General features: G+C 59.8%; 7 protein-coding genes. 5 read left to right on the top strand and 2 right to left on the bottom strand.

The annotated features are described in order from the left end of the window. Window positions 1-13: 13 nt before the first annotated feature. Together ada and RTS12_RS11245 are read right to left on the bottom strand one after the other, a co-directional pair. On the bottom strand, window positions 14-958 hold the full coding sequence (ada, locus tag RTS12_RS11250) for a bifunctional DNA-binding transcriptional regulator/O6-methylguanine-DNA methyltransferase Ada (protein WP_312528497.1): 945 nt from the start codon (window positions 956-958) through the stop codon (window positions 14-16). Window positions 959-1,186: 228 nt separating this feature from the next. Next, window positions 1,187-2,002: an IclR family transcriptional regulator gene (locus tag RTS12_RS11245; protein WP_312528495.1), complete on the bottom strand. Its 816-nt coding sequence runs from the start codon at window positions 2,000-2,002 to the stop codon at window positions 1,187-1,189. 132 nt (window positions 2,003-2,134) lie between these two features. On the opposite strand from RTS12_RS11245, the gene RTS12_RS11240 reads away from it, so the two are divergent. From RTS12_RS11240 to RTS12_RS11220, 5 genes are all read left to right on the top strand, one after another. Next, window positions 2,135-3,643 (top strand): M81 family metallopeptidase, encoded by a 1,509-nt coding sequence (locus RTS12_RS11240; protein WP_312528493.1) that lies wholly within the window; start codon window positions 2,135-2,137, stop codon window positions 3,641-3,643. 90 nt (window positions 3,644-3,733) lie between these two features. Further along, the gene (locus RTS12_RS11235) at window positions 3,734-5,308 is read left to right on the top strand and encodes an ABC transporter substrate-binding protein (protein WP_312528492.1); all 1,575 of its coding nucleotides are present in this window, start codon (window positions 3,734-3,736) and stop codon (window positions 5,306-5,308) included. Between the two features lie 114 nt (window positions 5,309-5,422). After that, on the top strand, window positions 5,423-6,364 hold the full coding sequence (locus tag RTS12_RS11230; RefSeq protein ID WP_312528490.1) for an ABC transporter permease: 942 nt from the start codon (window positions 5,423-5,425) through the stop codon (window positions 6,362-6,364). Then, entirely contained in the window at window positions 6,364-7,245 is an 882-nt protein-coding gene (locus RTS12_RS11225) for an ABC transporter permease (protein WP_312528487.1), read from the top strand. Before RTS12_RS11230 ends, RTS12_RS11225 begins: the two co-directional genes overlap by 1 nt. A 1-nt stretch (window position 7,246) precedes the next feature. After that, complete coding sequence (locus tag RTS12_RS11220) at window positions 7,247-8,905, top strand: ABC transporter ATP-binding protein (protein ID WP_312528485.1); 1,659 nt, start codon at window positions 7,247-7,249, stop codon at window positions 8,903-8,905. The last annotated feature ends 8 nt before the right edge of the window (window positions 8,906-8,913 follow it).

Genomic DNA, 8,913 nt, shown 5'->3' with positions numbered 1-8,913 from the left:
CTCCCCCCTCATCCTACGATGGCAGCGTCGTCACGGCAATTTTTCGAGGTGCCCTATAGCTTGCCGTCGTGCCGGGGGGGATTTGACGCAGCGCTTGCCACACTCTTTGCTGAAACGCCGTGCCCTGAATATCCAGCGGCAGATCCAGCGCCTGTGCGGGAGCCTCGACCAGGGTAGCGACTTGCGCAACGCGCGCCTCGAATGTGGCATCGGCGCCGATCAACTCGGCCTTGGGGAAATGATCCTGAAGCGCCTTGAGCAGGGTTTCGGGCTGATCCGCCAGTGCGATTTCGCAAATTCCTTTGTCGCTTTGTGCCACCAGCAGGGCGCCCAAAGAGGTTTGGGCGATGGCAAAGCGGATGCGGGCATGTCGCCCGCCTTGGCGAAAATCGGTCGGGGTCATGCCCAAAGCGCCGCTGGATTGCTCGTAAAAGCGGCTGCTGGCGTTAAATCCGGCGTCATAGATCGCGCTGGTCACGCTGACCGCCCCTGTTTCAAGGGCCTGCCGCATGCGGTGGTTGCGTTGCGCCGCAGCCCAGACCTTGGGCGTGACCCCGGTTGTCGCTATGAACAGGCGATGAAAATGCGCGGGGCTGAGGCCTGCCTCTGATGCAAGCTCGTTCAGGCTTGGCGGCGTTTCGGCGGCGCAGATGCTGCGACAGGCGCGCGTGATGATTTCAGCATGTTTATGCGCCAATCCCGGCCCCAATGGCTCGCAACGCTGGCAGGGGCGAAACCCCGCTGCCTGCGCGGCTTCGGGCCCATCGAAAAAGCGCAAATTATGGGGCAGAGCGCGGCGAGAGGCGCAAGAGGGGCGACAAAAAATCCCGGTGGTGATGACGGCATAGACAAAGGTGCCATCGGCGCTGCGGTCGCGGTTGACGACATGTCCCCAGCGCGGGTCGGCCTCGATCATGGCAAGGGGAGAAGTTCTTCCCGAAGGTGAGTTCTGGTTCATGGCATGCCCCATCCAATAGCTTAGATGTTGTCAGCTTAGGGCAGGCTGACAAGACCAGCACCCCGATCCTTGCGATCAAATTTCGCGACAACAATCGCGGCCAAGGCACGCGGTTCAGGGACCAAGCTATGCGACGCGATGATGGTCCGAGGTATTCGCGTGGGCCACAAGAGCGCAGGAGAGCAGCCAAACGGGGAAATGCTTGCGCGCGTATGTGCCCGCAAGCCGCTAGATATAGCCAGAAAGCGACTGACCTGCCTGCTGCAGTAAAGTCCCGAATTGCGACGAGAAGGCCTCGGGGTCGTGCTCATCCATCGAGGCCGCCAAATGGATCGCGCCCAATGGGCGGCGCTGACCATCCAGAACGGCGACCCCCATGGCAACCTCGTGGCGCAAAAGCTGGCCCGTCACAATCGCATGGCCGCGCAAGCGCGCTGCATCGACCTGCGCCATCACCTGCTTCAAGGTGGTAAAGGTTTCCGCAGTGAAAGGGCGCTGGTCAGAGGCCGCGAACAGCCGTGCGATCTCGTCGTCACCCAGATGTGCCATGACCGCGATCCCGCCCGCCGTGCAATAAAGCGGTACGGTATTTCCCGTCAGCGTCGCGGTGAATATTTCGTGCTTCGAGGGCATGCGCAGGGCGTAAATCAGCCGTGTCTCATCCCACAGCGACATATCAACCCGCTCGCGGGTGCGACGGCGCAGTTCAAGAAGAATCGGCGTGGCCCGCTGCAAGACCGGGTTCAACCTCAGGGCGGAACAGGCCATCGTCAGCACACGCTTGCCAGGCAAATAGCCCCGATCCTCGTGATCGCGCACGATCATTCCAAGCGCCAAAAGCGTATGGACCATGCGCTGGGTCGCACTGCGATCCACACCGGAAATGTCAGATAATTCGTTCAAGGACAGTGGCTTATGTGCCAGCTCAAAGGCTGACATAATCGCGATTGCCCGAGCCGCAGCCCGGACGAAAAGCGGATCATCGCCGAAAGATTGGGCTTCCTTCGGGTCGAATGTCGAAACTCCAGTCAGTTCGCGAAACACTAGTCTCTTTGTCCTTTCTGCTGACAAATTTCATTGACATGTCGCAGGGCCTTGGAATTCAATTTCGATATTGGTGTATCGATCAGCGATACGCAACAGAACTGCCGAATTTACATAAGGAAGTCACTGCCCATGCGAATCGCTTTTGCCGGATTTCTGCACGAGAGCAACAGTTTTGCCTCGGCTCCTGCTGATCTGGCGGCTTTCGAACAGGGCGGGGGCTATATCCCTTTCACCCGCGGTTCCGCGCTTCGCGAGGCCATTCGCGGTGTCAATCTGGGCATGGCCGGGGCCTTTGACTTTGCCGATGAGGCGGGCTGGAATGTCGCGCCGATCCTGTGGACCGGGGCGATCCCTTCGGCGCCGGTTACCCGCGATGCCTTTGAGACCATCTGCGAAGAAATCCTGACGGGCCTGCGCGAATGTGGGCCGATTGATGCGATCTATCTGGATCTGCATGGGGCGATGGTTGCCGAACATGCCGCCGACGGCGAAGGAGAGCTGCTGGCGCGTATCCGCCACATTCACCCTGACCTGCCGATTGCCTGTTCGCTGGATCTGCATGGCAACATCACGCCTAAGATGTTTGCTCTATCCGATATCATGGTGGGTTTTCGCACCTATCCCCATATCGATATGGCCGATACCGGCTATCGCGCCGCCGCCGCATTGGATGCGATGCTGCGCAGCGGGGGGCGTTGGGCCAAAGCCATGCGCGCCGTCGATTACCTGATCCCGATTGCCTGGCAATATACCGGGATGGAGCCCGCGCGCGGGCTGTACCAGATGACGCGCGATCTGCCCCAAGGGGTGGCGACGGCCTCGTTGTTCATGGGCTTTCCGGCTTCCGATTTCGAAGGATGCGGACCGGCGGCATTTGCCTATGGCTCCGATGCTGCCGCGGTCGAGGCCCATTGCGCAGCGATAGCCACGGCCCTGCTGGCCCATGAGGGTGATTTCGCGGGCCGGGCTTTTGATCCCGAAGCTGCCGTGCGCGAGGCCATGCGCCTGGCGCAGAATGCAGACCTTCCGGTCATCATCGCTGATACGCAGGATAATCCGGGTGCGGGCGGCTCGTCTGACACGACAGGCATGCTGCGCGCCCTTGTGGCGTGTCAGGCCCAAGATGCGGCGCTTGGCAACTTTCACGACCCGCAAGCCGCCCAGCTTGCCCATGCCGCAGGCGTCGGGGCCGAGATCGAACTGGCCTTGGGCGGCCGCTCGGGGGTCGCAGGCGACGCGCCCTTTGTCACCCGTGCCACCGTTCGCGCCCTGTCCAATGGCATGGTCCATGCGACCGGTCCCTATTACGGGGGCACCCATATCGATATGGGGCCGTCGGCTGCCCTGCAGATCGGGGGCACCCAGGTCGTTGTGACCAGCCATATCGCGCAAATGGCAGATCGCAACTTCTTTCGCATGGTCGGGATCGAGCCCGAGGCGCAGAAGATCCTTGTGAACAAAAGCTCGGTCCATTTTCGCGCGGATTTTGAGCTGATTGCCGAAACCATTCTGGTCGCGACCGCCCCCGGTGCAATGCCGCTTTGCCCCTCGGTGCTGCCGTGGACGCGGCTGCGCCCGGGGATCCGGTTGCGCCCGCATGGCCCGGAATTCATCCAATCCAACAAGAGGCCCGACTAAGCAAACGGCCCAGCCAGCCTAAAGACCCAACAACTGAACCAAAGCCCAACCAACAGATGTGAGTGAGAAAAGACGCCAATGAACCATCCCATGACGCTTTCCTTGAAAACCGGACTTTTTGCCTCGGTGTTTGCGCTTGCTGCAGGCGGGGCTTTTGCGGAAACCACGCTGAATGCGGTGATGCATTCTGACCTGCGTGTGTTGGACCCGGTTATCACCACCGCCCATATCACCCGCGATCATGCCTATATGATCTATGACGTTTTGATCGCCGAAGATGAAAATGCCGACATCAAGCCGCAGATGGCCGAGTATACCGTCTCGGATGACGGCTTGGTCTATACGTTCACCCTGCGCGACGGGCTGAAATTCCACGACGGCGCTGATGTGACAAGTGACGATGTGGTCGCCTCGCTTCAGCGTTGGGGCAAACGCGATACCGGTGGTCAGGCCATCATGGATGTCACGACCTCGCTAGAAGCCAAAGACCCCAAGACCGTGGTCTGGACCCTCAGCGCCCCCTTTGGCCCCTTCCTTGAAACCGTTGGCAAGCAATCCGCGCTGCCGCCCTTCATCATGCCAAAGCGCGTCGCCGAAACCCCCGCCGATCAGGCCATTCAGGAACATATCGGCTCTGGCCCGTTCAAATTCGTCGCCGAAGAGTTCCAGCCCGGCGTTGGCGTCACCTATGTGAAAAACCAGGACTATGTGCCGCGCACTGAGCCCGCATCGGGTTATGCCGGGGCAAAGGTCGTCAACGTCGACAAGGTGCGCTGGATCACGATGGCCGATAGCCAGACGGCAGTGAACGCCCTGCAATCGGGCGATATCGACCTGATTGAATCGATGCCGGTGGACCTGATCCCGCTGCTTGAGGGTGACGATACGGTCGTCGTCGAAAAGCGCGCGGCCTTTGGTTTTCAGACCATGGGCCGGATGAACTTCAAACACCCGCCCTTTGACAATCCCAAGATCCGCAAGGCCGCGCTTTTGGCCATGTCGCAAGAGCCGGTGCTGGCCGCGCTGACCGCCAGCCCCGAATTCTATAAGACCTGTGGCGCGATCTTTGGCTGTGGAACGCGCTTTGAAAACACCACCGGCACCGAGACCTTGACCGGCGCAGGCGATCCCGAGGGCGCCAAGAAGCTGCTGGAAGAGGCCGGTTATGACGGCACCCCCGTCGTGCTGATGCAGCCCACCGACAGCCCGACGCTAAAGGCACAGCCCGTTGTTGCCGCCCAGCAATTGCGTGCCGCAGGTTTCAACGTCGATATGCAGCCGATGGACTGGCAGACGCTGGTGACGCGCCGTGCTTCGACCGAGGCCCCTGCGAAAGGCGGCTGGAACATTTTCTTCACCAACTGGCAGATCTCGGAAATCGCGAACCCGGTCATCAACGTCATGCTGAACGGTCGTGGTGATCAGGCATGGTTCGGCTGGCCTGATGATCCTGCAATCGAGGCGCTGAAAAAGGAATTCGTCGCCGCGAAAACCCCGGAAGAGCAAAAGGCCGTTACCGACAAGATCCAGGCGCATGCGATGGAATTCGTCAGCTATGTGCCTTTGGGTGAATACAACTTCCCCCAAGCGCGTCGTGCGGTGGTGACCGATATGGCACCCACCCCGGTTCCGGTCTTCTGGTCGCTGAAGAAAGCCGAGGAATAAGCCCGTCCCCGACCTTAATTCGGCCCGCTGACTGGCGGGCCGATCTTGTCGAGGCTCTGCGCGTCCGCCCCGTTGCAGGCCGATATCCGAAACACAGATCAGCGGAGCTGTGCGGTGTTCTTTTTTCTAATCAAGCGGATTTTATCAGTCATACCGGTGCTGTTTCTGGTTTCGGTCTTTGTGTTTTTGATGCTGCGACTGACGCCGGGTGATCCGGCCGCGATCATCGCTGGCGACAATGCCACCCCCGAAACTTTGGACCGTATCCGCGAGGCGATGGGGCTGAACGAGCCGATCCTGACGCAATATGTCAAATGGATTGGCGGCATCTTGCATGGTGATTTCGGCACCTCGCTGATTTCCAACGTCCCGGTGCTGGATCTGGTTGGCCAAAGGGTTGGACCGTCGATTTCGATCGCCGTTCTGACGATTGTGATTGCGGTCGTGCTGGCCATTCCGATGGGGGTGATCGCGGCATGGAAACATCGCAGCTGGGTCGATTATCTGGTCATGTCCTTTTCGGTTCTGGGATTTTCGGTCCCGGTCTTTTTGGTTGGCTACGTGCTTTTGCTTATCTTTTCGGTCAAGCTGGGCTGGCTGCCGCCGCAAGGCTTTAAGTCGATCACCGCTGGCTTTACCCCCTTTATCGAGCGCGCGATCCTGCCTGCGCTGACGCTGGCCTCGATCTATATCGCGCTGATCGCCCGGATGACGCGCGCGGCAATGCTGGATGTGCTGAACGAGGATTATATCCGCACCGCACGCGCCAAAGGCGTCGGAGAGCGGCGTATCCTGTTTGTCCATGCGCTGAAAAATGCGGCCGTGCCGATTGCAACCATCGTGGGCGCCGGATTTGCCCTGCTGATTTCGGGGGTGGTTGTTACCGAAACGATCTTCAACATCCCGGGGATTGGCCGACTGACCGTCGACGCGGTTCTGGCGCGGGATTATCCGGTCATCCAAGCGCTGATCCTGCTGACCGCATCGGTATATGTTTTCGTCAACCTGTTGATTGACCTGTCATATTCGCTCTTTGACCCGAGGATCCGCTACTGATGAACATTGATCGTTCCCCTGCGGACAAATCGCTGACCCTGCGCCTTTCGTCGCGCCTTTCGCCCTCTCATACCGGGCTTGGCCCCTATATTGCTGCCGTCATGCTGGTGGCGGTCCTTTTGCTGACCCTGTTCTCACCCTGGATCGCGACGCATGATCCTTTGGCAATGGACCCGCTGATGCGGCTTAAACCGCCGTCGGAACAGCATCTTTTGGGAACGGATGGCTTTGGCCGTGATCTGTTCTCGCGGATGATCCTGGGTGGGCGCATTTCGCTGCTGATCGGGATTTGCGCCGCGGCAGTGGCCTTGTTGCTGGGCGTGGTGATCGGGCTGGTTGCGGGCTATTTTCGTCTGGCCGATGCGATCATCATGCGCGCCATGGATGCGTTGATGGCCATGCCTTCGATCTTGATCGCGATTGCGCTGGTCGCGCTGAACGGCCCCTCGATCGGTTCGGTCGTCATGGCGATCACCATCCCCGAGATCCCGCGGGTGGTCCGGCTGGTGCGCTCGGTTGTGCTGATCGCCCGCGAAGAGCCCTATGTCGAGGCGGCAATGGCATTGGGTTCATCCACCCCCAAGATCCTGTTCCAGCATCTTTTGCCCAATACGATGGCACCGATGATCGTGCAGGGGACCTATATCATCGCCTCGGCGATCCTGACCGAGGCCTTGCTGTCATTCCTGGGCGCCGGCATTTCGACCGAGATCCCGACCTGGGGCAATATCATGGCCGAAGGGCGTCAATATTTCCGCATCAATCCCGGCATTATCCTGTGGCCGGGGCTGCTTCTGACGATCTGCGTGCTCTCGATCAACCTGATCGGCGATGCAGCGCGCGATGCGCTTGATCCGCGCATGAAAAAACGCGAGGCCTAAGATGAAGCTGCGTGACAAGGATTTTTCCTCCGAGCCCGTCGTGCTTGAGATCAATGACCTGGTCGTTGAAATCGCGGGAAACCTGAATTTGCCACCCGTGCTTAAGGGCGTCAGCTTTGACATCCGGCATGGCGAAACCGTGTGTCTGGTCGGGGAAAGCGGCTCGGGCAAATCGGTGACTTCATTGGCAACGATGGGTCTTTTGCCCAAGAACGCCTTGCGGGTCAGATCAGGGCGCATTGCCCTGAAGGGGCAGAACCTGCTGGATCTGAACCAAAACCAGATGAAGGATAAGCGCGCCAAGGATCTGGCGATGATCTTTCAAGAGCCTATGACCGCCCTTAACCCGGTCATCAAGGTTGGCGCACAGATCACTGAAGTGCTGGATCTGCATACCAATCTGGGAACCGCGCAAAAGCGTGCCCGCGTCCTGGATATTATGGAGCAGGTGCATCTGCCCGATGTCGAGCGGATCTTCGACAGCTATCCGCACCAGCTGTCGGGGGGCCAACGCCAGCGCATCATGATCGCGATGGCGCTGATCTTGGAACCTGCCTTGCTGATCGCGGATGAGCCGACGACGGCGCTGGATGTGACCACGCAAAAGCAGATCCTGTCGCTGATTGCGGAATTGCAGGAAAAGCACGGCACAGCGGTGTTGTTCATCACCCATGACATGGGCGTGGTCGCCGAGATTGCCGACCGTGTCTGCGTCATGCGCCATGGCGAGATCTTGGAAACCGGCCCGATCCGCCAAGTGCTCGAGGCGCCGCGCCATGAATACACTAAAAAGCTGCTGGCGGCCGTCCCCAGCCTGATCCCGCGCGCGCCCCGCACCGAGGCGGCCTCGACCCCGGTCTTGGTCACCAAGGATCTGGGCAAGACCTATCGCAGCGGCTCTTTCCTGGGCAAAAAGTCAGAAGTTCGCGCCTCATATGGGGTGAATTTCGGTCTTTCGCCGGGGCGCACCTTGGGAATTGTCGGGGAAAGTGGCTCGGGCAAGACGACGGTGGCCCGCGCGATCATGCGCCTGATCGAGCCGACCGAGGGAGAGATCCTGCTGGAGGGTGATGATATTGCCCATCTCTCGACCCGCGCGATGAAGCCCAAGCGCAAGAAATTGCAGGTCGTGTTTCAGGACCCGTTCCGTTCACTTAACCCGCGCTGGACGATCGCGCGGTCCTTGACCGAGGGGCCTTTGAATTACGGCGTGCCCTATGTCGATGCTATTGCCGAGGCCAAAAGGTTGCTGGAAATCGTCTCGTTGCCCGAAGACGCGCTGCGCCGTTATCCGCATCAGTTTTCGGGGGGACAGCGCCAACGCATCGCCATCGCCCGCGCAGTCATGCTGCGCCCGGATGTTCTGGTAGCAGATGAGGCGGTCTCGGCACTGGATGTGTCGGTTCAGGCGCAGGTGCTTGATCTTTTGGACGAACTTCAGCGCCAAACCGGAATTGCAATCATCTTTATCACCCATGACCTGCGCGTCGCCGCCCAGATTTGCGATGATGTTTTGGTGATGAAACGTGGCGCGGTGGTCGAACAGGGCCCGGCGGGCGAAGTTCTGCACAATCCGCAACATGACTATACCCGCGCGCTGATCGATGCAGCGCCCGGTCGTTTTTGGGATTTCGCGGCCCACCAGCCGCTTATGGCCTGATTTGGAGA

The sequence above is a fragment of the Paracoccus sp. (in: a-proteobacteria) genome (genome assembly GCF_032007265.1).
GTDB lineage: Bacteria > Pseudomonadota > Alphaproteobacteria > Rhodobacterales > Rhodobacteraceae > Paracoccus.
This window is presented reverse-complemented; position numbering and strand designations above follow the sequence as displayed.

What these genes read in the sequence shown, in the direction of transcription:
- RTS12_RS11220 (WP_312528485.1), top strand. Translation starts at nt 7,247, where the DNA reads ATGAAGCTGCGTGACAAGGATTTTTCCTCCGAGCCCGTCGTGCTTGAG.
- ada (WP_312528497.1), bottom strand. Translation starts at nt 958, where the DNA reads ATGAACCAGAACTCACCTTCGGGAAGAACTTCTCCCCTTGCCATGATC.
- RTS12_RS11240 (WP_312528493.1), top strand. Translation starts at nt 2,135, where the DNA reads ATGCGAATCGCTTTTGCCGGATTTCTGCACGAGAGCAACAGTTTTGCC.
- RTS12_RS11225 (WP_312528487.1), top strand. Translation starts at nt 6,364, where the DNA reads ATGAACATTGATCGTTCCCCTGCGGACAAATCGCTGACCCTGCGCCTT.
- RTS12_RS11235 (WP_312528492.1), top strand. Translation starts at nt 3,734, where the DNA reads ATGACGCTTTCCTTGAAAACCGGACTTTTTGCCTCGGTGTTTGCGCTT.